This window comes from Jiangella alba, assembly GCF_900106035.1.
Classification (GTDB): domain Bacteria; phylum Actinomycetota; class Actinomycetes; order Jiangellales; family Jiangellaceae; genus Jiangella; species Jiangella alba.
The window spans coordinates 3,621,922-3,647,504 of record NZ_FNUC01000004.1; the positions used below are offsets into that span (position 1 = coordinate 3,621,922).

A 25,583-nucleotide genomic window follows, 5' to 3' on the forward strand; every position below is an offset into this window, starting at 1 on the left:
ATCAGTCCCAGGCCGCGAGGTCGCGGTCCGGCGCGAACGGCTTCAGGTCGAATGTCGTCGACCCGTCCAGCAGCAGCTCGGTGCCGGCCTCGCCGAAGGCGGGCGCGTACTTGAAGCCCAGCCCGGAGAACCCGCCGAGCAGCACGACCCGGTCGGTCCCGGCGGCGAAGCCCGCGATGGGCCGGTTGTCCGACGTGTAGCCGTCCATGTGGGCCGAGACGCGGACGGGGTCGGGGTGCAGGCCCGGCAGGCAGCGCGCGACGATGGCGTCGAGCGTCCTGACCTCGTCGATGCCGACGGTCCGCTCGAGCAGGTCGGGGTCGGGGACGACCTGCTTGAACGGCCCCGTCGGGCCGACCTTGACCGTCGCGCCGTCCAGGCTCGGGAAGGCGTAGAAGCCGTCGTCCTCGGGCCGCAACGCGATGGGGAACCGCTCGGGCGTGTACGCGGCCGGGTCGTCGGCGGCGTACCAGACCAGGATGGGCCGGCGGACCTGGATCTTCCCGGCCAGCTCGGGGGCGAGGCGGTCCACCCACGGCCCGCCGGCCACGATGACCCGGCCGTAGCGGAACGTCCGGTCCTCGGTCACGACGCTGACGCCGTCGGCGTCGATCTCGACCCGCAGCACCGGCGTGTAGGTGTGGACGACGGCGCCGAGCTCCTGCGCCCGCTGGGCCGCCGAGAGGACCGCCAGCTCGGGCCGCAGGTAGCCGGCGTTGGGGTCGAGGATGCCGATGTCGCCCGGCCACACCCGGTGCTGCGGGTAGCGCGCGGCGATCTGTTCGGTGTCGAGGAGTTCGTGCTCGAGTCCGTAGGCGCGGACGGACTCGAGGACGTTGACGATGTGCGCCGCGCTCGCCGGGCCGAGCACCAACTCGCCGTTGAGGCGCAGCAGCTCGCGGCCGGTCTGCGCCTCCAGCTCGCGCCACAGCGTCAGGGCGGCCGCGCCGAACGGCACGTAGACGGGCTCGCGCGGGCTGGTGCTGCGGAACATGCGGGTCTCGCCGCCCATCGCGCTGCGGTCGTGCGGCACACCGAACTGGTCGAAGCCGTGGACGGCGACGCCCCGGCCGGCCAGGCGCCACAGCGCCATGCTGCCGATCGACCCGACGCCGATGACCGCCGCTTCCGCGTCGTGCTGGCTCATGCGCGATCGTCCTCCTGGGTGATGGGGTGGTGCGGCGGTGGTGCCGCCGCCTCGACGTTCCCGATCGAGACGTACACGGGGTCGAGGAACTCCTCGATGCCGGCGCTGCCGCCCTCGCGGCCGAACCCGCTGCCCTTGACGCCGCCGAACGGGCCCTCGGTCGTCGACACGATGCCGTCGTTGAGCCCGATGATGCCGAACTCCAGCCGGTCGACGAGCCGGAACGCCCGGCCGACGTCGTTGGTGTAGCAGTAGGCGGCCAGCCCGAACTCGGTCGCGTTGGCGCGGGCGACCACCTCGTCCTCGGTCCGGAACGTCATGATCGGGGTGACCGGCCCGAAGGTCTCCTCGCGCGCGATCAGCATGGTGTCGTCGACGCCGCGCAGCAGCACCGGGCGGAAGAAGTGACCGGCCGTCCCGGGCACCGGGCCGCCGTCGAGGACGACGGTGGCGCCTGCGGCCACGGCGTCGGCCACGTGCGCGCCGGCCTTCGCGACGGCGCGGGCGTCGACGAGCGGGCCGATCTCGACGCCGTCGTCCAGGCCGTTGCCGACGCGCATCGCCGCCAGCCGCGCGCGCAGCGCCTCCTGGAACTCGTCGGCGACGTCCTCGTGCACGTACAGCCGGTTGGCGCAGACGCAGGTCTGGCCCATGTTGCGCATCTTCGAGGCGAGCGCCCCGTCGACCGCCGCGGACAGGTCGGCATCGGCGAACACGATGAACGGCGCGTGCCCGCCGAGCTCCATCGTCACCCGCTTCACCGTCGCCGCGGCCTGGCGCATGAGCAGCTCGCCCACCGGGCGGGAGCCGGTGAACGAGAGCACCCGCACCCGGAAGTCGTCCATCAGGGGTGCGGTGACGGCGGCCGGGTCGGCGCCGGTGACCACGGAGACCACGCCGGGCGGGAACCCGCACTCCTCGATGATCCGGGCCAGCGCGAGCGCGGTCAGCGGGGTGACCTCGGACGGCTTGACGATCATCGGGCAGCCGGCCGCGAGCGCCGCCGCGAGTTTGCGCGCGGCGGCCGCCGCCGGGAAGTTCCAGGGCGTGATCGCCGCGGCGATGCCGGTCGGCCGGCGGGTGACGAGGATGCGCTTGGTCCGGCTCGGCGCGGGCACGACGCCGCCCTGGACCCGCCGCGACTCCTCGGCGAACCAGTCGAAGAAGGACGCCGAGTAGAGCACCTCGCCGCGGCTCTCGGCCAGCGGTTTGCCCTGTTCGAGGGTGATGAGGCGGGCGAGGCGCTCGGTGTCGGCGCGCAGCCGCTGGGCCACCGCGCGCAGCAGCGCGGACCGCTCCAGGGCGGTGGTCGCCGCCCATCCCGGCCGGGCCCGCTCCGCCGCCTCGACGGCCGCGCGGGTCTCCGCCGGGCCGCCGTCTGGCAGTTCGGCGAGGGTGCGGCCGGTGGCCGGGTCGGTGACGGGGAACGTGCGGCCGGACGCGGCGCGGCCGATCCAGGCGCCGCCGACGAACAGGCCGGCGCGGGCGCCGATCAGCCGGTCGACGTCGTCGTCGACGCGGGGTCCGGCGGTGCTCGTGTCGGTCATGCCGTGGTCCTCTCGGTCGGTGTGGTGGTCGCGTGGTGACAGGCCACCTGGTGCGCCGCCCCGGCCAGCGCGGGCGCGCCGGCCGTGCAGTCGGTGCCGTCGGCGAGCGGGCAGCGCGGGTGGAACGGGCAGCCGGCCGGCCGGAGCGCCGGTGACGGCGGCGCACCGGTGAGCACGACCCGCGGCCGGCGGGTCCGGGGATCGAGGTTCGGGACGGCCGCGAGCAGCAGCCGGGTGTAGGGGTGCACGGGCCGGCCGAGGACGTCGGCGGCCGGTCCGAACTCCACCAGGCGGCCGAGGTACATGATGCCGACGGTGTCACAGACGCTGGCCAGCAGCTTGAGGTCGTGCGAGATCAGCACGACCGCCATGCCGAGGTCGTCGGCGAGCCGGCGCAGCAGCGAGGTGATCCCGACGGCGGTGGTCGGGTCCAGCATCGACACCGGCTCGTCCGCCACCAGCACGCGCGGGCGCACCACCAGCGCGCGGGCGATCGACACGCGCTGCCGCTCGCCACCGGACAGCGAGGCCGGGCGGCGGCTCAGGTAGCGCTCCGGAGGCGTGAGCTCGGCCCGCTCCAGCGCGTCGACGACCCGGCCGGCGATCTCGTCCTTGCGGCACAGCTTCATCGAGACCAGCGGTTCCGCGACCGTGGCGAAGATGCTGAACTGCGGGTTCAGCGAGTCGAACGGGTCCTGGAAGACCAACTGGATGTCCGGGCGCACCGTCCGCCACTGCGGGTGCGACAGGCGGGTCACCTCGCGCCCGGCCACCTCGATCCGACCGCTCGCGACCCGCACCAGGCCGCACAGCGCGCCGGCGACGGTGCTCTTGCCGCACCCGCTCTCGCCGCCGATGCCGACGATCTCGCCCGGCCGCACCGCGAAGCTGACGTCCTCGACGGCGGTGATGGTGCGGTCGCGCAGCAGCGCGGACAGACCGCGGGCCGTGCCGTAGTCGACCCGTACCGCGCGGACGTCGACGGCGGGCGGGTCGAGGGTCGTGGTCGTCTCGCTCATCTGCCGGTCCTCCTGCCGTCCGCCGGCACCAGGGCGCCGGCGCGGTCATGGTCGTTGTCGCGGTGCTCGACGGCGGCGATCAGGCGCGCCGTGTACTCGTCGCGGGGGCGCAGGATGACGTCCTCGACGGTCCCGGTCTCGACCATCCGCCCCTCGCGCATGACCACGATGCGGTCGCACAGCTCGGCGACGACGCCGAGGTCGTGGGTCACGAGGACGACGGCGAGACCGTGCCGCCGCTGGACGGTCTCCAGCGCGCCCAGCACCTGGTCCTGGACGACGACGTCCAGGCCGGTGGTGGGCTCGTCGGCGATGAGCAGGCTCGGTTGCAGGATGGTCGCCATCGCGATCATCGCCCGTTGCCGCATGCCGCCGCTGAACTGGTGCGGGTAGGAGGAGCCGCGGGCGGGGTCGATGCCGACCTCGGCCAGCGCGTCCCGGGCCAGCCCGCGGGCGTGCTTGCGCGAGCAGCGCCGGTGGATCCGGATGACCTCGACGAACTGGCTCTCGACAGTGCGGACGGGGTCGAGCGAGTTCATCGCGGACTGGGGGACCAGCGCGACGTCGCGCCACCTGATGCCGCGCAGATCGCGGCGGGGCAGGCCGAGCAGGTCGCGGTCCTGGAACCGGACCCGTCCGGCCACCGACGTGCCGGCGGGGAGCAGCCGCAGCAGGGCGTGCACCGTCGTGCTCTTCCCGCACCCGGACTCGCCGACGAGTCCGAGCGTCTCGCCGGGCTCCACCCGCAACGACAGGTCGCGGACCGACGGCGCCCCGGCGCCGGCGTAGGTCACGGTGAGGTCGTCCACCTCGAGCAGGGACATCAGCGCTGCGCTCCTTCCACGGCCAGCACTCGTTCGTAGGCGTCGCTGAGCAGCGAGACGGCGACCACGAACAGCATGATCATCAGACCGGGGAACAGCGGCCACCACCACGCCTCCCGGACCTGCTGCGAGCTGAACGCGTCGAACATGATCGTCCCGAGCGACAGCGCGTCCCTCGGCGCGAAGCCCAGGAAGCTCAGCGTCGCCTCGGCGATGACCGCCTCGGCCGTCAGCAGCATCCCGTAGAGCAGTGCGTAGGGGAGCACGTTCGGGCCGATCTGCCGGTAGAGGATGCGCCGTCGGGTCGCGCCGCCGCAGGTGGCGGCCTTCACGAAGCCGAGCTCCTTGAGCACGAGCACCTGGGCGCGCACGACCCGGGCCGGCATCCGCCAGAACACCATCGCGATGGCGACGACCAGGACGACGTCGCTGCGGCCGAGCGTCCCGATCAGCACGATGGCCAGCGGCACGAACGGCAGCGCGAGGGCGGCGTCGTTCAGGCGCATGAGCGACTGCTCGACCCACCCGCCGGCGAACCCCGCGATCAGCCCGATGTTGGTGCCGATCACCACGGCCACGACCGCGGCGACGACGCCCACCTGCAGCGTCCGCCGCGTCCCCCAGATCGCCTGGCTGAGCAGGTCGCGGCCGTAGATGGAGGTGCCGAACGGGTGCTCCCACGACGGGGGCCGCAGCCGCAGCAGCTCGCCGTCGGGCCCCGTCAGACGCTGCCACGGGTGGTACGGCGCGATCCACGGCGCCAGCAGCGCCACCAGCACGAAGAGGAGCACGATCAGCAGGCCGACGCGGGCGCGGCGGTCGCGCCAGGCGCGCGACCACTGGCTCGGCGGCCGGACGAGCGCGGGGTCGCCGGCGGCGGGCGGGGCCGGCGCTTCGAGGTCTGCCGAGGTCGTCATGCCAGCCTCACTCGCGGGTCGAGGTACGCGTAGGCGATGTCGGCCAGGACGCCGACGACGATCACCACGGTCGCGGTCAGCAGGAACGCCCCCTGCAGGACCGGGTAGTCGAACGCGTCGACCGAGGCGACCATCTCGCGGCCCATGCCGGGCCAGGAGAAGACGTTCTCGACGACGACCTGCCCGCCGATGAGGAAGCCGATCATCGACGGCAGCAGGCTCACGACCGGCAGCAACGCGTTGCGGGCGGCGTGCCGGTACAGGATCCGCGGCCGGGACATCCCGGTGGCCTCCAGCACCCGCACGAAGTCCTGGCGCATGACGTCGAGCATCGCCGTGCGCATCGTGAGCAGCGGCCAGATCATGATCAGCGACACCGTCACGCCCAGCGGGAGCGCGAGCCGGTGCAGGAACTCCCACGACAGCACCCGGTCGGCGAAGCCGGCCCCGCTGCCCACGCTGGGGTCGGTCATCCCGCCCGACGGGAACCACCCGAGCGTGTAGCTGAACGCGATGAGCACCAGCGTCGCCACCCAGAACAGCGGGGCCGCCCGCAGCAGCAGGGCGAACCGGGTGATGACGGTGTCGACCAGCCGGCCACGGTAGGCGCCGGCCAGCACGCCGAGCGCGATCCCGATCGCGCCGCCGACCAGCAGCGCCGGCAGCAGCAGGAGCAGGGTGTTCTGCAGCTTCTCGCCGAGCACGTCGGTGACCGGCGCACGGTACTGGAACGACATGCCCAGGTCACCGGTCACCGAGTTGCGCAGGAACGTGAGGTACTGGACGGCGACCGGCTGGTCCAGACCGTACGACTCGCGCAGGGTCTGCTGCACGCTCGCGTCGAGGTCGGGCCCGATCATCACCTGGTCGGGCGAGCCGGCCGCGCGGATGAGGAAGAACGTCAGGGTCACGACGCCCAGGACGGTGGCGACCATGAAGCCCAGGCGTTTCAGGACGTAGCTGACCAACGGCATGGGTGGCCTCCTCAGGCCGGTCGTGGCGGGCTCAGCGGCCGCCGGCGCCGGGCGGGTAGTAGAGGGTGTCGCCGTCGAACACGTAGCCGGCGGCCTCCAGTTCGGCGCGGGCCGCGTCCGGGTCGAACGGCTGTGGCGTCACGTCGGGGTCGCCCCAGCGCACGCTCGGCGCGATGACCGAGCCGGCCGGCTGCGCCGAGCCCTCGTAGACGATGTCGATGATGTCCTGCGACGGCAGCGCCAGCGTGAGGGCGCGGCGCATGGCGACGTCGTCGAACGGCGGCTTGCGCATGTTGTAGTGCACGCCGATCCAGCCGTAGCCGGGCCGTTCGATCAGTCCGACCGACGAGCTGCCGTCGAACCGGCCGGCCTGCGACGTCGTCAGCGGGACGCTGACCAGGTCGGCGTCGCCGGTCTCCAGCGCGCCGATCATCGCGTCGCGGTTGCCGTAGACGGCCAGCACGACGCCGTCGGCGCGCGGGGCCCGGAAGTGGTCCGCGTTCGCCGTGAGCCGCAGCGCGGAGTCGCGGCGGAACGACTCGAAGGCGAACGGCCCGGAGCCGATCGGCGCCGCGTTGTCGTAGCCGAGCGGGTCGGTGATCGGCTCCCACACGTGCCGCGGCAGGATCGGCACGGTGCTCAGCACGACGGACTCGAAGGCGGCGCTCTGCTCGGCCAGCTGGAACACCACCGTGTCGCCGTCGACCTGCACCGACTCCAGCTGCGCCAGCCGGGCCGCGTAGGCCGGCGCCGCGTGCTGGACCAGGTAGTCGAAGGTGAACTTCACGTCGGCCGCGGTGACGGGCGTGCCGTCGTGGAACAACATCCCCTCGCGCAGCCGCGCCCGCACCGTCGCGCCGTCCGTCTCGACCGACTCCGCCGCCCACGGCTGCGGCCCGCCGTCCGGGCCGATGCGGACCAGGGTGTCGTAGAGGTACGAGACCGGCAGCTTGTCGCCGACGTCGGTGGCCGCGACCGGGTTCAGCGTCGTGGCGCCGGCGATCACCGCGACGACCAGCGTCCGGCGCTCGCCGGTGGGCTCCATCTCGAGCAGGCTCCAGAGGTTGTAGGCGGGCGCCTCCGCCGCGTCGACCGCGTCGCTCCAGTCCCGGGCGTTGTACGGCCCGACGTTCGTCGGGTGGAGGACGAGCCCGATCGGCACGTCCGCGGCGAGCTTCGCCTGCGCCCGGTCGACCAGCTCGCCGCGCTCGGCATCGTCGGCCGCGGCCAGTTGGTCCTCGTAGAGCTGGTCGAACTCCGGGTCCTGGTAGCCGGACAGGTTGCTGCCGTCGGCGCCGGCGTTCCCGGAGTAGAACCGGCTGAGGAAGTCGTTGGGGTCGAGCCGGTCGACGTTCATGACGTACTCGATGAGGTACGTGTCGAACTCCTTGGACGTGAACGCGCGCCGCGTCATCTCGTCCGGCGAGTAGGTGGCCAGCTCGACCGGGATGCCGGCCTCCGACCATGCCTCGGCGATCAGCCGGCCGACCTCGAACCGTTGCGGGTTGTCGGCCGTCGTCGTGGTGATCAGCTCGAACGGCTCGACGGGGACGAGGTCGGCGACGTCGGCGTCCTGGCCGTCGCCGCCGGAACCGCTCTCCAGCGGCGGCGGGGCGGTCGAGCACGAGACGGCGACGACCGCGGCGAGCACCAGCGCGGCGCTGCCGAGCGCCAGGCGTGTTGGGTTGGAGCGAGGCGTCATCTGGGCCTCCTTGCTTCGCGGGACGCCGGGCGTCCCGGTGACTACTGGGTGGTCCGGTCACCACGCACGGCCGTGTCGCCGTGCTGGCCAGCCGCCTGCCTCGTCTCCGCGACGAGCGACGCGGCGGCGTATCCCCGTGCGTTCGCCAGGTCGACCAGCTCGTCCAGAGCGCCGGTCGCGGCGTGATCGATCGCGCGACGGTCCCAGCGCAGACCGTCGATGCACTTCGCCGCGAAGTAGTCGGCGGCGTCTCGGATGTCGGCGAGCGACGTGACGAGCGCGTCGAGGACCACCGGGCCCATGACGTTGAGCTCGAGCTCGCCGGCGGCGACGGCGAGCTGCACCGTGTGGGCGCTCCCGCGCACGCGGTAGCTGAGCTGCATCACCAGCTCGGGGATCACCGGGTTCACCTTGCCCGGCATGATCGACGAGCCGCGCTGCAGCGGCGGCAGGACGACCTCGGCGGGGCCGCCGACCGGTCCGGCCGACAACAGCCGCAGGTCGGCGGCGACGCGGGCCATGGTGACCGCCGCCTGGGCGACGGACTCGGCCACCGCCCCGTAGCCGTCCAGGTGCGCCATGGCGGCGAACAGGTCGTCCGGGGCGTGCAGCTCCTGCCCGGTCTCCTCGGCCAGGAACCGCAGCGCCGTCGCGGCGAACCGCGGCGGCGCGCCGGCGCCCGTCCCGAGCACCGTCCCGCCCAGCGGCACGGACCGCAGCCGGGCGACGCTGGCCTCCAGGGCCAGCCGGGCGCGCTCGACCATCGCCGCCTGCGCCCGGTGCGTCTCGGCGACCGTCAGGGTCACCGCGTCGCGCAGGCACGTGCGGCCCAGCCGCCGGACCGACTCGCCGGCCCCGGCCTGCCGGAGCAGCGCCTCGCGCAGCCCGGCCAGCGCGGCCGAGGCCGGGGCGGCCAGCTCGATCACCGCCAGCGCCATCGCCGTGGGGTAGGTGTCGTTGGTCGACTGCGAGGCGTTGACGTGATCGTTCGGGTGCACCGCGAGCGCACCGTCCGCGGCCGCGACGGCGGCGATCACCTCGTTGACGTTCATGTTCGTGGAGGTGCCGCCGCCGCCCTGCACCAGCGGGATCCGGAACTGCGTCAGGTGCTCCAGCGCGGCCACGCTCCGGGCTCCGGCCAGGACGGCCTCGCCCAGCCCGGGATCCAGCACGCCGAGCTCGACGTTGGCCCGGGCGCAGGCGGCCTTCACCGCCCCGTATGCGCTGACGAAGGCGGGCACGTCGCTCACCCGCCGCGGGCCGGGCGGGAAGTTGTCCAGCGCGAGCAGCGTCTGCTCGGCGTAGAAGACCGGCGACTCGGCACCGTTCTGATCCAGGCGCTCCACCCCGGGGGCCTCCTTCCGTGCGGTGATGTCGGCCGATCCTCCGAGCACCGTGTTCCAATAGCAAGGTCCATTGCTGTGAGAGCACACCCTGCGTAGGGTGCGTCCCACGGAGGTGACGCCGATGCCGCGTCCGACCACAACGCCGCCCACAGCAGCCGCCGACGGCGGGCCCGACGACGACCTCACCGCCTCGGCGGCCGGCCGGGTGGCCACCGTGCTCCTCGTCTTCGGCAGCGAGGGCGCGCCGGCCACGCTGACGGTGAGCGAGATCGCCCGGCGCCTCGGCCGCGAGCGCAGCCAGGTCTCGCGCATGCTCAAGGTGCTCGCCGCGTCGGGCCTGCTGGAGCAGGACCCGGAGACGCGGGCCTACCGGCTGGGCTGGCGGATGTACCACCTGGCCAGCCGGGCCGGCGACCAGCGGCTGCTCGCGGTGGCGACGCCGGCGATGCGCGACCTCGTCGCCCGGACGCGCGAGACGGCGCTGGTGTCGGTGCTGCACGGCAACCGCTCGTTCACCGTCGCGCGGGAGCGCTCGACGCAGTCGGTCCAGGCCGGCGGCTGGGTGGGCCGAACGTCGCCGCTGCACTCCTGCGCCTCCGGCCGGGCGCTCATGCTGGCGATGTCCGACGACGACGTCGCCGTCCTGGTCCGCCACGACCTCGGCGGCGCCGGGCTGGGCCCGCGGGCGCCCAGGTCCATGCGCGGCGTGCTGGATCGGCTGGCCGGCGAGCGGCGCCGCGGCTTCACCGTCGCCGTCGACGAGCTCGAGGACGGCCTCACCTCCGTCGGCACCCCCATCGTCGACGGCACCGGCGCGACCCTGGCTGCGCTGAACGTCTCCGGCCCCACGTCGCGGCTGGCCCGCCACGCCGACCACATCGGCCGTCAGCTGGTGCCGATCGCCCGGCACGTCTCCGCCCGCATGGCCGCCGGCTAGCGGCGTCCGGCCCGGTGTGTGCTGTGACAGCACCGCGCGTTGACAGTACCCCCAGGGGGTAGGTGAACTGCTGCTACGGCACGAGCCGGGCGGCACGGCCGCCCTGAGACGGAGGTCAGCATGTGCGACATCGCGACCAGCTACCAGGTCACCGGGATGACCTGTGGCAGCTGCGCCACCAAGGTGACGACGGCCGTCGCCAAGGTGGCCGGCGTCACCGGCACCGCGGTCGACGTCGCGAACTCGACGGTGATCGTCAGCGGGCACGTCGACGACGCCGCGATCAGCGCGGCCATCGCGGACGCGGGATACGCCGCCACCCGCGTCTGAGCGGACCCGGCTACGCCCGGCCGGGATCGAGCAGTTCGCGGGGGAGTGCCTCGCGCCACCACTGCTCGATCCGGCCGGGCGTCCACCCGCGTTCGTTGACGAACGTGGTGTAGGCGTCGATGTTGCAGATGGCGGCGTAGATGTCGACCGCCGTGGGCAGGTCGAGGCCGTCGCGCAGTGAACCGGGCGGCCACGACTCGAACACCTGCCGCCGGGTCCGGTCCGCGTTCTTGCGGCCGTTGGTGTAGATGGCGGCGAGGTCGGGCTCGCTGCGGCCGGCGTCGCGGATCATGACGATGATGTCGCCGGCGCGTTCGTAGAGGCGGCGGTCGAAGGACGCCATGGCGGCGAGCTGGCCGGCCGGGTCGGTGGCGGGGTCCTCCAGTTCCGCGAGCTGCTGCGCGGGGTCGGCCGAGAGGCCGGCGGCGTCGGCGAGCGCGCGGATCAGGCCGGTCTTGTTCTGGTAGGCGGCGTAGACCGTCGGCGCGGAGACGCCGGCCTCGCGGGCGACGTCGCGGACGGTGGTGGCCGCCCAGCCCTGCGTCACGAAGAGCCGGCGCGCCGCCTGCGCGATCTCGGCCCGGGTCTGCAGCGCCTGCGTCTCCCGTCGCAGCGAGTCGTAGCGGCGCTTCCTGGGCTCCTCGGGCATCCCCACCCCATTGACTTTACGGATCTTCTAATGAATATAGTTTGTGCATGACAGATTCTTGCTGTTGCTTCGTGCACCACCCTTCCACCCAGGCTGCCCGACCGGCGCGTTCTGGGACTCGGGGGCGGGCCCATGTCCTCCGATAGCGCGGTGCGCGAGCCGGCGCGGCCCGGCGGGTTCGTGCGGATCGCGCGGTTCGCGCAGCGGCACAGCCTCGCGGCGATCGGCGCGTGGATCGCGGTCCTGGCCGGCATCTGGGTGACCGCGTCGATGGCCGGCGACGACTATCGCGACGACGTCTCGCTGCCGGGCACGGAGTCGCAGCACGCGGCCGACCTGCTGGCCGAGCACGGGTTCGGGCGGGCCGGCGACACGCTGCAGATCGTCTTCCACGCCGACGCCGGTCTCGGCGACCCCGCCGTCCGGACCGAGGTCGAGCGGGCGCTCGCCGAGGTCGCGGCGCTGCCGCCCATCAGCGCCCTGGAGAGCCCGTACGCGAGTCCGGCCACGGTCGCACCGGACGGCAGCACCGGCTACGCGACGGCCGTGCTCGACGTCGCGTCGGAGGACCTGCCGCTCGACGAGGTCCAGCGCATCGTCGACACCGCGCAGTCGGCCGAGACGGACGAACTCCAGGTCGAGGTCGGCGGCGAGGCCGCCCGGTTGCTGGCCGAAGGGGAGACCGGCACGGCCGAGCTGGCCGGGATCCTGGCCGCGCTGGTGATCCTGGTCCTGATGTTCGGCACGGTCATCGCGGCCGGCCTGCCGATCGTCACGGCGCTGTTCGCGGTCGGCTCGGCCGTCGGGCTGATCGTCCTGGCGTCGCACGCGTTCCCGATCACGTCCTACACCCAGTACCTCATGGTCCTCGTGGGCCTGGGCGTCGGCATCGACTACGCCCTGCTGATCTTCGCCCGCTACCGCGCCGAGATCCTCCGCGGCAGCGAGCCGGAAGCGGCCGCGACGACCGCCATCGACTCCGCCGGGCGGACGGTCTTCTTCGCCGGCACGACGGTGATCGTGGCGCTGCTGGGACTGGTGACGCTCGGGCTGGGCTCGGTGCAGGGGTCGGCCCTGGCGCTCGCGCTGACGGTGCTCGCGACCATGATCGCGTCGCTGACGCTGCTGCCCGCCCTGCTCGCCCGGTTCGCCCGCCAGTTCACCGCACGCGCGGCGAAGCGGGCCGCGAAGCACCCGGGCCGGACCGAGGGCGCGAGGTGGCGCCGTCTCGCCGCCGCCGTCCAGCGTCGTCCCGTCGCGGCGATCGTGCTGGCCGTCGTCGTCCTCGGCGCGCTCGCGGCACCCGCGTTGAACCTGCGGCTGGGCTTCGCCGACGCCGGAAACGATCCGCCGGACACCACGAGCCGGCAGGCCTACGACCTGCTCGCCGCGGGCTTCGGCCCGGGGGTGAACGGCCCGCTGCTCATCACGGTCGACGGCGGCGACGACGGGGCCGAAGGGCCGGCGCGGGCGGCGACGACCACGCTCGCCGGCACCGCGGGCGTCGCGGCCACGACGCCGCCGACGCTGAGCGAGGACGGACGGGTCGCCACCATCCTGGCCATCCCCGACTCGTCGCCGCAGGACGCGGCGACCGCCGACCTCGTCACCGCACTGCGCGACGACGTGCTCCCCGCGCTGTCGGAGCGGACCGGCGCCGACTACCTCGTCGGCGGCGCGACCGCGGCGACGCAGGACTACGCGGGCAAGGTCGCGGACCGCATGCCGTACTTCGTCGCGGTCGTCGTCGGTCTGTCGGTGCTGATCCTGATGGCGATGTTCCGGTCGATCCTGATCCCGATCAAGGCGGCCGTGCTGAACCTCCTCAGCATCGGAGCCGCGCTCGGCGCGATGACCCTGGTGTTCCAGCAAGGACTGTTCGGCATCGCGCCGGGGCCGATCGAGGCCTACCTCCCGATCCTGGTGTTCGCGATCGTGTTCGGGCTCTCCATGGACTACGAGGTGTTCCTCGTCTCCCGCATCCACGAGGAACGCGAGCGCACCGGCGACGACGCGGCCGCGGTGCGCGAGGGCCTCGCGCACACCGGCGCCGTCATCACCGCCGCCGGGCTGATCATGATCCTCGTCTTCGGCGCGTTCATGCTCAGTCCGCAACGGCTGCTGCAACAGGTCGGGTTCGGCATGGCCGTCGCGATCTTCGTCGACGCCGTCATCATCCGCTGCCTGGTGGTTCCGGCCGCGATGCAGCTGATGGGCCGCCGGGCCTGGTGGTTGCCGTCCGCGCTGGCCCGCCGGCTGCCGCGGCTGAACCTGGAGTCGCGGCCGGACACCGCGGCCACCCCACTCGCGAAGGAGCACGTGTCATGACCTTCTCCCGCATCGGTGGCTGGGCGGCGCTCGGCTTCGCCGTCCTCCTGGCCGGCACCAACCTGATACTGGCGCCGACCCACCTGCCACTGATCGGCGACCCGGTCGACGAGGTCGCGGACTACTTCGGATCCCACGCCGGGATCATCGGTTTCAGCGGGACTCTCGCCGTCATCGCCTGGCTGCTGGCCGTCCTGTTCGGCGCCGCGGTCGTCGCGGCCGTGTGGCCGTCCGAACGCGCACGCGGCGAAGCGTGGTCCTTGGTCGGCATCGCCGGCCTGGTGCTGCAGAACGCCACCTTCACGGTCTTCACCGCCACCAGGCTCGCACTGACCGGCACCGCCTCGGACGCGCCGGCCACCAACGCGCTGTGGACGTTGAACGAGGCGTTGTTCGCCTTCAACGGCACCTTCCTCGCCACCGCGATGCTCGGGCTGTCGGTCGCGGGACTGCGCTCCGGGCTCATCCGGTCCGGGCACGCCGTCCTCGGGTTCACCGCCGGAACACTCCAGCTCAGCTCGGCGCTCCTGCTCCCGCTGGTGTTCGACGACCCGGGTGCGGCCGACCTGCTCGGACTGGCCGGCTGGCTGCTCTGGGTGGTCTGGATCGCGTGGTACGGCATCGTGCTGCTCCGCACCCGCACGTCCTCGGCCGAGCCGAGCCGCGCGACCGAGCCAGCCGTGTCATGACCCGCGAGCGGTCCGGGCCGGTGCTGGCCACGGTGTGCGTGGCCTTCTTCCTGACGATGCTCGACACCACCGTCGTCACCATCGCACTCCCGGACATCCAGCACCGGCTCGACGCGTCGCTGACGCAGGCGCTGTGGGTGGTCAACGGCTACACGCTGGTCTTCGCGGCGCTGCTGCTGCCCTTCGGCCGGCTCGGCGACCGGTACACGCCACGGGCGATGTTCCTCGCCGGCCTGGCGACGTTCACCGTCGCGTCCGCGTGGTGCGGGCTGGCGCCGGACGCCGGCCAGCTCATCGCGGCCCGCGGGCTGCAGGGCGCCGGCGCCGCGATGCTGATGCCCCAGACGCTGACGCTCATCGCGACGACGTTCCCCGCCGAGCGGCGCGGCTTCGCCTTCGGCGTCTGGAGCGGCGTCGCCGGGCTGGCGACCGTCGCCGGGCCGGCCGCCGGTGGGCTGCTGGTCGACACGCTCACCTGGCGGTCGGTCTTCCTGCTCAACCTCCCGCTCGGGCTGGTCGCGCTCGCGGCCGGGCACGCCCTCATCCCCAGGCAGGCGCCGCGGCGGGGGCACGCGGCCGGCCTCGACCTCGTCGGCATGCTGTTGTCGACCGGCGGCCTGTTCCTCACCGTGTTCGCCCTGCTCGAGGAGCAGTGGTACGCCGGCGGCGCGGGACTCGTCCTGCTGACCGGGTTCGTGCTGCACCAGCGCACGAAGCAGGCCGGCTCGCCGCTGGTACCGTTCGAGCTGTTCGGGCGGCGGAACTTCACCCTGATGAACGCCGTGCTGATGGCGGCCCTGTTCGCCACCGTCGCGCTGCTGCTGATCTACACGCTCTACCTGCAGTCGGTGCGGGACCTGACGCCGGCCGAGGCGGGGCTGATCCTCGCGCCGCCGGCGGTGGCGACGCTGCTCATCTCGCCGGTCATGGGCCGCCTCGCCGACCGGGTCGACCCGCGATTCATCGTCCCACCCGGGCTCGCGCTGTTCGCCGCGGGCTTCCTCGTGCTGCTCGCCGCGTCCGGCGACGACACCGACGTGCTCTGGCTGCTGCCGGGCATGATCGGCTGCGGCGCCGGCGCGGGCCTCGTGTTCGCGCCCGCCAACGCGCTCGCCCTGCGCGACGTCCCGCCCGCCATGGCCGGCGCCGCCTCCGGCGTCGTCAGCACCCTGCGTCAGGTCGGCACGCTGCTCGGCGCGGTCGTCGTCGGGGCCGTCCTGCGGGCCGGCGGCACCGACGACTACACCGACGCGATGCCGGCCGCGATCTGGACCGTCGTCGGCGTCCTCGTGCTCACCGCGATCGCCACCACCCGTATCCGTCCGCCATCGGAAAGGCAGACCCCATGACCACCAGCAGGCGAACCGTCCTCGCACTCGGCCTGGCCGCCACCGCGGCGCCCGTCCTCGGCCCACTGGAGCCGGCCCGGGCCGCACCTTCGCCGGCGCGGCCCGTCGCGCAGTCCTTCCCCCGCTACGTGCGGCTGCCGGACGACCAGGCCTCCGACCCGGACGTCGCCTACGAATGGTGGTACGTCGTCGGCCACGTCCGGGCCGGGCGGCGCTGGTACGGGTACGAGGTCACGATCAACCGCTCCAGCGCCGGGCCGGAGGTGCACGCGGCGATCACCGACGAGACCGCCGGGACCCACCGCGGGCTGGTCGAACGCTTCGAGCCCGGCGAGGCGACGTTCTCCACCGACGGGCTCGACCTCCGCACGCCCGCCGCCACCCTGGCCGGCCCCATGGACGACATGCGCCTCACCGCGAGCCTCCCGGACGCGCGGATCGAGCTGACGCTGCGCCACACCGGTCCGGCGCTGTACCCCGGCGGCACCGGCCTGATCCCGTTCGCCGACGGCTTCAGCTACTACTACTCGCTGCCGTCGCTGGCCACGCGCGGCACCCTCACCGTCGACGGCCGTCCGCACCGGGTGCGCGGCACGTCCTGGCTGGACCGGCAGTGGGGGACCTGGCACTGGTCGAGCATCCGGCGCTGGACCTGGATGGCCGTCCACCTCGACGACGGCGGCCGCCTCAACGTGTGGAACCTGATCCAGGACGGCGACGACCAGGCCTACGCCACCATCGTCGACCCCGCCGGCCACCACACGGTCGCCTCGATCGTCCCGCTCGCCGACCACGCCCGCGACTTCTGGACCAGCCCGCTGACCGGCCAGACCTACCCCACCCGCTGGCGGGTCGAGATCCCCGGCCGCGACACCCGCCTCGACGTCCGCTCGCTCGTCACCGAGCAGGAACTCGACGTGTACTACCCCGGCCAGCCGCGCGGTCTCTACGAGGCCGACTGCGTCGTGACCGGCACCAGCACCGGCCGGGCCTACGTCGAGCTCTACGGCGACTGGACCGCCGCGCCGGGTTCCTGACCCGTCACGGCAGGACGGTGGCCGCGGGCAGGGGACAGGTGACGACGTGGGCGGCGGCGCTGGCGGGCGCCGCGGCGAGCCAGGCCATCGTCAGGAGCGGCCCGGCCACCGCGGCGGCGACCAGCAGGCCGCGTGCGGCGCCCAGTCGCTGGCGCGGCGCGATGAGCCGGCGGACGCGTGCACCGCTGCTGCTGCCGGCGCCGAGCGCGGGGGCGGCCGGGCGGCCGGCGGCCACCCTGAGGATGCCCTCGGCCAGCGTCAGCCGGTCGTGCGTGCGCAGCGCGGCGTCGTCGGCGGCCATCTCGACCAGGCAGCACACGTGCTCGTGGGCGTGCGCGAACGCCGGGACCCACGGGAACGCGTGCTTCAGGACGAGGGCGGCCGCGATCAGGAGGTCGTGCCGGGACCGGAGGTGGGCCCGCTCGTGCGCGAGGACCGCGGCCAGTTGCGGCCGGCTGAGACGCTCCAGCGCGGCGGTCGTCAGGACGATCTGGCGCCCGCGGCCGGGCAGGCAGTACGCCAGCGGCACGTCGTGGTCGACGACGGCGGCGCCGAGCACCGCCTCGCGCCGGCCGACCAGCCGCAGGGCCGCCGCGTGCCGCGCGCGCTCGGCGGCCCGCCACCGGGCCACCCGGGCCGAGCAGAGCACCAGGCGTCCGGCCACGCCGAACATGATCGCGGCGCCGACGACCGCGCTCGACGCGCCGGCCGGGGTGGAGTACTGCGCCCGGATCTCGTCCAGGCACAGGTGCACGAACGTCGCGAGGTCCGAGGTCAGCGGAACCCTGGGCAGCGTCAGCGTCAGGCCGGCGAAGAACACCGACGTGAGCGCGACGCCGCTGAGGGTGAGCCACACGGCGACGCCGAGCCGGGGCGCGCGCTGCGGCCACGTGGCGCGGCGCAGCAGCGGCCCGCCGGCCGCGGCCAGGAACGTCCCCTGGACCAGCAGGAGCAGCGTCGCCGTCATGGCGCCGGCGACCTCCGATCCGCCGTGGCCGCGTCGAGCGCCGCCCGCAACGCCGCCACCTCGGCGGCGTCCATCGTCCCGACCAGGCGAAGCAGCGCTCCCGTGCGGTCCGTCGTCGTGGTCAGCGCCTCCCCGAGCAGGCCGGCCGTGTAGTCGTCGCGCGACCGGCTGGGTGCGTAGCGGTGCGCCTTGCCGTCGCGCGCCCGCCCGAGCCAGCCCTTGCGGTACAGGATGTCGACGACCGTCTGGACGGTGGTGTACGCCCGCTCCGGCTGCTGCGGGAGCTGATCCTTGATCTCGCGGATGGTGATCGGTTCCGGGGCGGACCAGACGACCTCCATGATCGCCGCCTCGAGCTCGCCGAACGGCCGCATCCCGCCTCCCCTCATCGCCTAGGCGGCATAGTAGTAGTTCGCCGAGGCGGACGGAGCGTCATCCGAAGGTCCGGACCCAGTCGCCGGGCCAGGTCGAGAGCAGTTGGTGTGCCATGTCCTCGGCGGCAACGGCCGGGTCCTCGTGTGCACTCGCGAGCCGAAGCATCTGCTGGCGAACCTCGAGACGAGGCCCACGGCTCAGATGCTGGAACATGAGCGAGACGCCGTCCTCGCTCCACGCGGGCGATGCCCACGCCAGGCCCAGATCAGGTGGCAGGACGAGGTCCTGCGGTTCGAGCAGCTCGTACAGCAGCCGTGCGGTTCTCCGCCGGGGCGTCTCCCACGAGCCGTCCAGGGAGGCGCGTTCGACCTCCGCGACGTACTGCTCCCGGTCGAAGTGCAGGTCCGGCAGGTCCCACGGCCTGCCCTCGTGCTGGTCGGTGGACGCTTCGGCCGGACCGATGAAGACGCCCACATAGTCGCGGAAGTCGATCCACGACACGCGGGTGCCGTCCGGCGACGAGACGATGACCGGAGCGATCACACCGCACCCGGTGATCCCGCAGGAGCACCGGTACACCGCCACGCGTCGTCCCAGGCCGTCCGCCGGCAGCAGCGGAGAGCGGCGCCCGAGGACGTCCGCGGGGTCGAAGCCGCGCCAGCCCGGGGCGGCGTCGGCGAACGGGTCCTTGCCGTCGATCAGGACCTGGACCACAGGCCAGTCCGGTCGATCGTCGAGCACCTGGAACCGAAGGGAGAGGACCGAGGGACCGCGTCGTGCGGTCTGGCTTGCGTGGGCCATCTGGGCGACGTTTCGTCGGTACGCCGGGACCATCGTCGGGTCGGCGCCGAGGCCGACCGGCTGGCCTCAGCATAGCCTGGGCGTCTGCCAGGAGCGTTCCGGCGAGCCGGAGCGGCCGGGTGTGACACCTGTGTACGATCTTGTCATCGTGACGAGTCATCAGCCGCTGTGGAGCCGATCCAGGCTCCGCTTCCTGCTGGTCTCGGCCGGATTCGTCCTGACCTATCTCGCTCTTCACCTCTTGCCCTGTTCCGACGGGCAGGTGGAGGCGCCGGCCGGTCCGGTCGCCGCGCACGAGGTGTCGGCGCAGCACGGGGGGCCGGGGCACCACGCGCCGCCGTCCGGTGACTGCGGCCACGACGGGTCGCAGGCCGACCCGCATGACGAGACCTGCGTCGCGACGTCGCGTTCGCATGGTGGCTCCGACGCGATCTTCCTGGCGTTGCCGCTGGTCGCCGTCGGATGGGGGCAGGGCCGGCGAGCCGGGCCGATCCGGCTGTTCGCCCGTGGCGCCCGCCGGGTCGTGTCGCGGCCCGGGCGCGACGTCCTCTGTTCCTGCTGCGTGTCGAGGCGCTGACAGACCTCGGAGCGAGCGCCGCCGGTCGTCCGGCCGCGCCGCTCCCGCATGGGTCGATGCGCGCCGGTGTGGCGGCGCATTCAGCAGCTCGCACAGAACGGAATCGTCATGCTCTCTCACGACCTCGTTCCCGCGGTCTCCACCGGCACGGTGGTCATTCCGCGGGCGCTGAACTCCGCAGGCGCCCATCTCTCCCGCGCCGTCGGCAACACGCCGGTGGTGTGGATCGACGCGCCGTTCACGACCGACGGCAGCGGCTTCTGGGCCAAGCTGGAGGGCCACAACCCGGGCGGGATGAAGGACCGCCCGGCGCTGCACATGGTCGCCCGGGCCAGGGAACGCGGCGAGCTGGCGCCCGGCGCCATGATCGTCGAGTCGACCAGCGGCACGCTCGGCCTGGGCCTGGCGCTCGCCGGCATCGTCTACGGGCACCCGGTCACGCTGGTGAGCGACCCCGGCATGGAGCCGATCGTCGCGCGGCTGCTGCGGGCCTACGGCGCCCGGGTCGAGACGGTGGAACGGCCCGACCCGGCCGGCGGCTGGCAGGAGGCGCGCCGCCGGCGGGTGCGTGACGTCATGGCGCGGCACCCGGGTGCGTTCTGCCCGGACCAGTACGGCAATCCGGACAACGTCGAGGCGTACGCGACGCTGGCGAGCGAGCTGGCCGGCCAACTGGGCCGCATCGACGTGCTGGTCTGCTCGGTCGGGACCGGCGGGCACTCGGCCGGCGTCGCCCGGGTGCTGCGGCAGTACTACCCGGGCCTGCGCATGGTCGGCGTCGACGCCGTCGGCTCGACGATCTTCGGGCAGCCGGCCCGGTCGAGGCTGATGCGCGGCCTCGGCTCCAGCATCCACCCGGCCAACGTCGACTACGCGGCCTTCGACGAGGTGCACTGGGTCAGCGCCGCCGAGTCGGTGCACACCTGCCGGCGGCTGGCCGCGTCGCAGTACGCGTCCGGGGGATGGAGCGTCGGGGCCGTGGCGCTCGTCGCCGGTTGGCTGGCCCGCACGCGGCCGGCCGACACCCGCATCGCGGCGATCTTCCCCGACGGCCCGCAGCGGTACTTCGACACCGTCTACAACGACGCCTACTGCGCCGAACGCGGCCTGCTGGACGTGGCCCCGGCGGCCGATCCGGACGTCGTCGCCCACCCCGGCGAACGCGAGGTGACGCGGTGGACGCGGTGCCCGGGCGTCGTGAACCCCGTCCTCGCCGGAGCGGAGGGCGGACGGTGATCGCGACGGTGCGTGAGCTGCGCACGTTCGACCGTCCGATCCGCCTGCTCGCGCTCAGCCAGTTCGCGATCAACCTCGGGTTCTACATGCTCATGCCGTATCTCGCGGCGCACCTGTCGGTCACGGTCGGGCTGGCCGGCTGGCTGGTCGGCCTGATCCTGGGCGCGCGGAACTTCTCGCAGCAGGGCATGTTCCTCGTCGGCGGCACCCTCGCCGACCGGCTCGGCTACAAGCGGCTGATCGTGGCGGGCTGTGCCCTGCGCGCGGCCGGGTTCGTGCTGCTGGCCCTCGCCACCTCGGTGCCGGCGCTGCTCGTCGCGTCGATGGCGACCGGTTTCGCCGGCGCGCTGTTCAATCCGGCCGTCCGGGCCTACGTCGCCCAGGACGCGGGCGGGCGCCGGGTGGAGGCGTTCGCCGTCTTCAACGTCTTCTACCAGGCGGGCATCCTGCTCGGCCCGCTGATCGGGCTGCTGCTGACGTCGGTGGCGTTCGAGCTCACCTGTACCGTCGCGGCGCTCGTCTTCGCCGGCCTGACGGTGCTGCAGGTGCGGGCGCTGCCCGACCGGCGTCCGTTCGAGCCGGCGCCGTCCGTGCTGGCCGGCTGGCGCATCGTGTTCGCGAACCGGCGGTTCCTGGCCTTCTCGGTGGTGATGGCCGGCTCGTACGTGCTCTCCTTCCAGGTGTACCTGGCGCTGCCGCTGGAGACCGGCCGGCTCGCGTCGTCGCCGGGGGCGGCCACGGTCGCGGTGGGCATCCTGTTCGCGGTCTCCGGCCTGATCGCCGTCGCCGGCCAGCTCCGGGTGACCGAGTGGTGCCGGCGGCGCTGGGACGGCGGGCGCTGCATCGCCGCCGGACTGTTGCTGATGGCGGCGGCGTTCCTCGTGCCGCTGCCGGTGGTGCTGCGGGAGGAGGCGGGCGGGGTCGCGACGTTCGTCCCGCTGCTGGTCTCGGTGTGCGTCCTCACGGTCGGCACGATGGTCGTCTTCCCGTTCGAGATGGACACCATCGTGTCGCTGGCGGGCGATCGCCTGGTGGCCACGCACTACGGTCTGTACAACACCATCTGCGGTGTCGGCATCGCGGCCGGCACCCTGGGGACCGGCGGGCTGCTGGAACTCGCGCGAGCGCACGGCGTGCCCTGGGTGCCGTGGCTGCTCCTGGCGGTGCTGGGGACGGCCTGCGCCCTCGGCGTGCACGTCCTCGCCCGCTCCGGACGGCTGCGGCCGCGGCCGGTCGCATTGGTCGGGACCGCCTGATGACACGGGCCACCTCCTCACCTACTATTCGCTTTAGTAGATGAGGAGGTGGCTGTGCCGCAGACCGATCCGCGCCGTCAGGCCCAACGGGAGCGACGTGAGCAGCGTCGGGCCGCCGCGGCGGCCGCTGCGCGGAAGGCCGGGCGCCGGCGGCTGGCGGTGCGGGTGGCCGCCGGCATCGCCGGGGCCGCGGTCGTCGTGGGCGTCGGCTACCTGGTGGTCCGCCCGGGCCCGGAGGTCACCGGCGTCGAGCGCCCGCCGGACGAGGGGCGGGGGCACGTCGAACCGGCCCAGGTCGCCTACGACGACGCCGCGCCGACCAGTGGGGCGCACCTCGCCTCGGCGCCGGCCTGCGGCGTGGCCGCGGCACCGCTGGAACCCGGGCTGGCCGTGCACGCGCTCGAGCACGGCGCCGTCGTGCTCTGGTACGACCCTGCCGGCGACGACGTGGCGGGGCGGCTCGCCGGCGTCCTCGGCGACTGGGACTCGCACTGGATCGTCAGCCCGAACAGCGAGCTCAGTGAGCCGATCGTCGCCACCGCGTGGAACCGCCGGATGGCGTTCGGCGACGCGGCCGACCCGGCGCTGCGCGAGTTCGTGGACACCTACCGGGAGCGCGGGCCGGAACGCGTCGGCTGCCAGGTGCGCGCATGAACGGGCCGCGCACCTGGTACGACGTCTGGCAGCGCAAGGGCGAGCGCTTCGTGGCGTCCGGCCGGGTGGTGCCCGGCCGGGTCGAGCTGGCCGCGCTGTCCGGGTACGACTCGCGGACCTCGGCCCTCGATCTCGGCGAGTTCGACCGGCAGCGCGATCACATCGTCACCTCGCTGCGCATCGGCGCCACCGACACCGTCTACGAGGTCGGCTGCGGCGCCGGCGCGCTGCTGCACGCCCTCGAGCCGCGCTGCGCCGGGGTCGGCGGCTCCGACTACGCGCCGGCGCTCGTCGACGTGGCCCGGCGCGTGCTCGACTCCGGCGACGTCGAGGTGCTCGAGGCCAGTGACGTGAACCCGCGGCCGCGCTACGACGTCGTCGTCAGCAACGGCGTCTTCCTCTACTTCCCGGACGCCGAGTACGCCCGGGACGTCGTCGCGCTGATGGCGGCCAAGGCCCGGCGCGCTGTCGGTGTCTTCGACGTCAATGACCTGGCCAGACGGGAAGAGCACCAGCGAGCGCGCCGGGCGGCGTACGGCGTGCAGGAGGCGGTGGGCGGGCTCAGGCAGCTCTACCTCGACCGCGCCTTCTTCACCGCGCTGGCCGCCGACCTCGGCCTGCGCTGCGTCATCCGCGACTCGGTGATGACGGGCTCGGTCAACGGGCGCTACCGCTACAACGTCGTCATGTCCCGTCGGGGCGGCTCGTCACGAACGTGAGCGCGGCCTTCGCCTGCTCCAGCACGTCCGTGGCGGGACGCTCGGCGAGCGGCTGGTCGTCGCTCACCCAGGCGTCGGCGACGGCGTACCAGTCGATCGGCGTGGTCGGGGCGCCGGTGAGCACGTTGCGCAGCTGCTGGAACCAGAGCGCCCAGCGCTGCCGGTAGTAGCCGCCGACCAGCCCGGACCAGTCCCGGTTGCCGTACTCCGTGAGCATGGTGGACTCGCGGGCGCCCCACGACGTGAGCAGCCGCCGGCCCCACTCGGCCAGGTCCGCCCGTTCCCGCGCCGTCGCGCCGAGGGCGCGCGCCCCGGCCAGCCAGGTCTCGAGCCGGAACGCCGGATGCGCGTGCAGCGTCGCGTCCTGCAGGTCGACGAGTTCGAGGAAGGTGGCGGTGGCGGCGTCGAAGGCGCCGGTGTCCCCGGCCTCGACGGCCGCGCCGATCCGCGCGAGGACGAGCCGGGCGTGGTCGGCGAGCACCTGCCGCGCGACGTCGACGAGGTCGTAGTCGAGCGACGGCGAGCGCCCGGCCTCGGCCGCGGCGATCAGCCCGGCCAGCGCGGGACGCAGGGCGCCGGCGGGGTAGGGGAGGACCCGTGGTCCCACCATGCTGGCCTGGTTCGCGCCGAGGCTCGGGACGGCCGCGACGACGGAGTCGGTGCCGGCGTAGACGACGAACGCGTCGAGCGTGTCCCCGGCCTCCGCCACCGCCGCTCCCAGGACGTCCGGCACCGAGGTGGCGTCGAGGGCGGCGATGTCGACCGGCTGGCCGGTGCCCACGAGGGTGGACTCCTTGGGCGTCGGCGCCGTCTCGTCGACCCGCCAAGGGCCGTAGGCGTGTGCGCGCAGCACCCGCCACGCGGCGGTCGCGCCCTCCGTCGACCGCCCGTAGCGCGCCTCGACCCACTCGTCGAGCCACGCGTCGAGGTCGATCGGCTCCGTCGTCCAGGCGAGGTCGTGGAAGAGGTCCCAGACGACGGGGTTGTTCGCGACGCCCTCCGCCATGTCGGTGATCCCGACGACGTTGCCGACCGCCTCGGTGCCGCCGAACAGCGTCGCGGGCGTGGCCGCGATCGCCTCGAGGTCGCCGTAGAGGCCGTGGCGTCCGCCGTAGTTGGGCAGGATGCCGTACACCCACGGCGTCCCGCCGTAGCCGTTCATCGTCCGCCAGTGCTCGCCCACCAGATCGATGACGAGCAGCCGGCTGGTGTCGAGCGCGTCGAGCAGTTCCGGCTGCGGGTTCCCGCCCCAGCCCTGCACCACCCAGGTGTAGCCGGCGTCGGCCGTCCGCATCGCGTCCTCGACGCCCCGGGCCGCGGCGGCGAGCGTGGTGTCGCCGATCTTGCCGCCTTCGTGCAGGAGGTCGACCGCCCACCAGCCGGAGAGCCCGAAGAGGTCGCGCTGCGTGCCGTAGAAGGCCGCGGCGGCCTTGGCGTAGTCGGCCGTGTCGGTGCGCAGCCAGTCGGGCCGGCGCGGCCCGGCGATGTCGATGAACCACAGTCCCTGCGGCACGATGGCCGCGCCGGGGTTCCGCTCGGCGAATCCCGGCGGGACGGTGCCGCTGAAGCCGGGGAGGATCGGGGTGATCTCCAGCTCGGCCATGCGGGCGAAGACCCGGTGGGCGAGCTCCACCCGCCGCTCGACGATCCCGCGGGTGGTGCCGCTGCCGAAGTGCTCGATGTTGTTGAGCCACTGCCAGGCCTGGTGCGACGGCGGGACGATCCACTGGAGCAGCTCGGTCTCGGTGTACCCGAACTGCTGGAACGCCTGCAGCCAGACCGCCTCCTGGCCGAGGGTGATGTGCGCCGCGTTGATGCCGCTCGCGGCCAGCAGGTCGAGTTCGTGCTCCCACTCGTCCCAGCCGAAGAACGGCGTGGTGTAGCCGCCGACGGTGAGGTTGTAGGCGACCCGACGCTGGTAGGGCGACGACGCCGCGACGCTCGCCCCGTCCGGCAGCGCCGTGGGCCGGCGGACACCGGAGCGCGAGACACTGCCGATCCGGGTGCGCCGGGCCAGCTGGGCGTAGCCCGCCAGCGCGACGGCCGGCGTCGTGGCCTCGATCCGCAGCCGGCCGCCGGACGTGCTCGCCGCGAAGGCGTCGGCGTCGGCCGGGCGGATCGTGACGTCGAGCTGGCCGGCCGGCAGGCCGCTGAGGCGCTGGATGCCGGCGAGTGCGGCGGCGGCTCGGTCGTTGGTCATGGT

The 25,583-nt window shown here is 73.7% G+C and carries 24 protein-coding genes; 11 read left to right on the forward strand and 13 right to left on the reverse strand.

Annotated features, from left to right (window positions below; all coding sequences use genetic code 11):
- Position 1: 1 nt before the first annotated feature.
- Genes solA through BLV02_RS34425 form a run of 8 tightly spaced genes read right to left on the reverse strand, consistent with a single transcriptional unit; the run spans position 2 to position 9,476 of the window.
- The gene (gene solA / locus BLV02_RS34385) at positions 2–1,147 is read right to left on the reverse strand and encodes an N-methyl-L-tryptophan oxidase (protein ID WP_069111357.1); all 1,146 of its coding nucleotides are present in this window, start codon (positions 1,145–1,147) and stop codon (positions 2–4) included.
- The gene (locus BLV02_RS34390; RefSeq protein WP_083288613.1) at positions 1,144–2,694 is read right to left on the reverse strand and encodes an NAD-dependent succinate-semialdehyde dehydrogenase; all 1,551 of its coding nucleotides are present in this window, start codon (positions 2,692–2,694) and stop codon (positions 1,144–1,146) included. The genes solA and BLV02_RS34390 overlap by 4 nt, the downstream gene beginning before the upstream one ends.
- On the reverse strand, positions 2,691–3,713 hold the full coding sequence (locus BLV02_RS34395; RefSeq protein ID WP_069111356.1) for an ABC transporter ATP-binding protein: 1,023 nt from the start codon (positions 3,711–3,713) through the stop codon (positions 2,691–2,693). Before BLV02_RS34395 ends, BLV02_RS34390 begins: the two co-directional genes overlap by 4 nt.
- Complete coding sequence (locus BLV02_RS35335) at positions 3,710–4,537, reverse strand: ABC transporter ATP-binding protein (protein WP_069111355.1); 828 nt, start codon at positions 4,535–4,537, stop codon at positions 3,710–3,712. Before BLV02_RS35335 ends, BLV02_RS34395 begins: the two co-directional genes overlap by 4 nt.
- Positions 4,537–5,454, reverse strand: a complete 918-nt coding sequence (locus tag BLV02_RS34410) for an ABC transporter permease (RefSeq protein WP_083288612.1) — start codon at positions 5,452–5,454, stop codon at positions 4,537–4,539. Before BLV02_RS34410 ends, BLV02_RS35335 begins: the two co-directional genes overlap by 1 nt.
- Positions 5,451–6,428 carry an ABC transporter permease gene (locus BLV02_RS34415; RefSeq protein ID WP_069111354.1) on the reverse strand — a complete coding sequence of 326 codons (978 nt, stop codon included), beginning with the start codon at positions 6,426–6,428 and terminating at the stop codon, positions 5,451–5,453. Before BLV02_RS34415 ends, BLV02_RS34410 begins: the two co-directional genes overlap by 4 nt.
- A gap of 31 nt (positions 6,429–6,459) precedes the next feature.
- Positions 6,460–8,130 (reverse strand): ABC transporter substrate-binding protein, encoded by a 1,671-nt coding sequence (locus BLV02_RS34420; RefSeq protein WP_069111353.1) that lies wholly within the window; start codon positions 8,128–8,130, stop codon positions 6,460–6,462.
- 41 nt (positions 8,131–8,171) lie between these two features.
- Positions 8,172–9,476: a lyase family protein gene (locus BLV02_RS34425; protein WP_069111352.1), complete on the reverse strand. Its 1,305-nt coding sequence runs from the start codon at positions 9,474–9,476 to the stop codon at positions 8,172–8,174.
- A gap of 121 nt (positions 9,477–9,597) precedes the next feature.
- Between BLV02_RS34425 and BLV02_RS34430 the strand changes: the two genes are divergently transcribed.
- Both BLV02_RS34430 and BLV02_RS34435 read left to right on the forward strand, forming a co-directional pair.
- Complete coding sequence (locus BLV02_RS34430) at positions 9,598–10,413, forward strand: IclR family transcriptional regulator (RefSeq protein ID WP_069111351.1); 816 nt, start codon at positions 9,598–9,600, stop codon at positions 10,411–10,413.
- 120 nt (positions 10,414–10,533) lie between these two features.
- Positions 10,534–10,743 carry a heavy-metal-associated domain-containing protein gene (locus BLV02_RS34435; RefSeq protein ID WP_069111350.1) on the forward strand — a complete coding sequence of 70 codons (210 nt, stop codon included), beginning with the start codon at positions 10,534–10,536 and terminating at the stop codon, positions 10,741–10,743.
- A 10-nt stretch (positions 10,744–10,753) separates the two neighbouring features.
- On the opposite strand, the gene BLV02_RS34440 is transcribed toward BLV02_RS34435, so the two are convergent.
- Positions 10,754–11,392 carry a TetR/AcrR family transcriptional regulator gene (locus BLV02_RS34440; protein ID WP_069111349.1) on the reverse strand — a complete coding sequence of 213 codons (639 nt, stop codon included), beginning with the start codon at positions 11,390–11,392 and terminating at the stop codon, positions 10,754–10,756.
- Between the two features lie 132 nt (positions 11,393–11,524).
- Here BLV02_RS34440 and BLV02_RS34445 point away from each other — a divergent pair, with 132 nt between their 5' ends.
- From BLV02_RS34445 to BLV02_RS34460, 4 genes are read left to right on the forward strand one after another with little or no spacing between them, the layout of a single operon-like run.
- A complete protein-coding gene (locus tag BLV02_RS34445; protein ID WP_069111348.1) occupies positions 11,525–13,720 on the forward strand; it encodes an MMPL family transporter in 2,196 nt (731 codons plus the stop codon).
- The gene (locus BLV02_RS34450) at positions 13,717–14,409 is read left to right on the forward strand and encodes a hypothetical protein (protein ID WP_069111347.1); all 693 of its coding nucleotides are present in this window, start codon (positions 13,717–13,719) and stop codon (positions 14,407–14,409) included. The genes BLV02_RS34445 and BLV02_RS34450 overlap by 4 nt, the downstream gene beginning before the upstream one ends.
- Positions 14,406–15,758 carry an MFS transporter gene (locus tag BLV02_RS34455; RefSeq protein ID WP_069111346.1) on the forward strand — a complete coding sequence of 451 codons (1,353 nt, stop codon included), beginning with the start codon at positions 14,406–14,408 and terminating at the stop codon, positions 15,756–15,758. The genes BLV02_RS34450 and BLV02_RS34455 overlap by 4 nt, the downstream gene beginning before the upstream one ends.
- Positions 15,755–16,795, forward strand: coding sequence for a lipocalin-like domain-containing protein (locus tag BLV02_RS34460; RefSeq protein WP_069111345.1), 1,041 nt, complete (start codon positions 15,755–15,757; stop codon positions 16,793–16,795). Before BLV02_RS34455 ends, BLV02_RS34460 begins: the two co-directional genes overlap by 4 nt.
- A gap of 4 nt (positions 16,796–16,799) precedes the next feature.
- Here BLV02_RS34460 and BLV02_RS34465 read toward each other — a convergent pair whose 3' ends face one another.
- From BLV02_RS34465 to BLV02_RS36185, 3 genes are read right to left on the reverse strand one after another with little or no spacing between them, the layout of a single operon-like run.
- Complete coding sequence (locus BLV02_RS34465; RefSeq protein WP_069111344.1) at positions 16,800–17,762, reverse strand: M56 family metallopeptidase; 963 nt, start codon at positions 17,760–17,762, stop codon at positions 16,800–16,802.
- Positions 17,759–18,136, reverse strand: coding sequence for a BlaI/MecI/CopY family transcriptional regulator (locus BLV02_RS34470; RefSeq protein WP_069111343.1), 378 nt, complete (start codon positions 18,134–18,136; stop codon positions 17,759–17,761). The genes BLV02_RS34465 and BLV02_RS34470 overlap by 4 nt, the downstream gene beginning before the upstream one ends.
- A gap of 58 nt (positions 18,137–18,194) precedes the next feature.
- Complete coding sequence (locus BLV02_RS36185) at positions 18,195–18,971, reverse strand: hypothetical protein (protein WP_141711564.1); 777 nt, start codon at positions 18,969–18,971, stop codon at positions 18,195–18,197.
- 115 nt (positions 18,972–19,086) lie between these two features.
- Between BLV02_RS36185 and BLV02_RS36190 the strand changes: the two genes are divergently transcribed.
- From BLV02_RS36190 to BLV02_RS34500, 5 genes are all read left to right on the forward strand, one after another.
- A complete protein-coding gene (locus tag BLV02_RS36190; RefSeq protein ID WP_141711563.1) occupies positions 19,087–19,515 on the forward strand; it encodes a hypothetical protein in 429 nt (142 codons plus the stop codon).
- A 108-nt stretch (positions 19,516–19,623) separates the two neighbouring features.
- Positions 19,624–20,751: a PLP-dependent cysteine synthase family protein gene (locus BLV02_RS34485; protein ID WP_069111566.1), complete on the forward strand. Its 1,128-nt coding sequence runs from the start codon at positions 19,624–19,626 to the stop codon at positions 20,749–20,751.
- The gene (locus BLV02_RS34490; RefSeq protein ID WP_171906735.1) at positions 20,748–22,007 is read left to right on the forward strand and encodes an MFS transporter; all 1,260 of its coding nucleotides are present in this window, start codon (positions 20,748–20,750) and stop codon (positions 22,005–22,007) included. The genes BLV02_RS34485 and BLV02_RS34490 overlap by 4 nt, the downstream gene beginning before the upstream one ends.
- 54 nt (positions 22,008–22,061) lie before the next feature.
- Positions 22,062–22,661, forward strand: a complete 600-nt coding sequence (locus BLV02_RS34495; RefSeq protein WP_171906734.1) for a thioredoxin-like domain-containing protein — start codon at positions 22,062–22,064, stop codon at positions 22,659–22,661.
- Positions 22,658–23,380: a class I SAM-dependent methyltransferase gene (locus BLV02_RS34500; RefSeq protein ID WP_069111340.1), complete on the forward strand. Its 723-nt coding sequence runs from the start codon at positions 22,658–22,660 to the stop codon at positions 23,378–23,380. Before BLV02_RS34495 ends, BLV02_RS34500 begins: the two co-directional genes overlap by 4 nt.
- Here the strand turns inward: BLV02_RS34500 and BLV02_RS34505 are convergent.
- On the reverse strand, positions 23,346–25,580 hold the full coding sequence (locus BLV02_RS34505; protein ID WP_069111339.1) for an alpha-N-acetylglucosaminidase: 2,235 nt from the start codon (positions 25,578–25,580) through the stop codon (positions 23,346–23,348). The two genes, BLV02_RS34500 and BLV02_RS34505, sit on opposite strands and share 35 nt — an antisense overlap.
- Positions 25,581–25,583 lie beyond the last annotated feature (3 nt).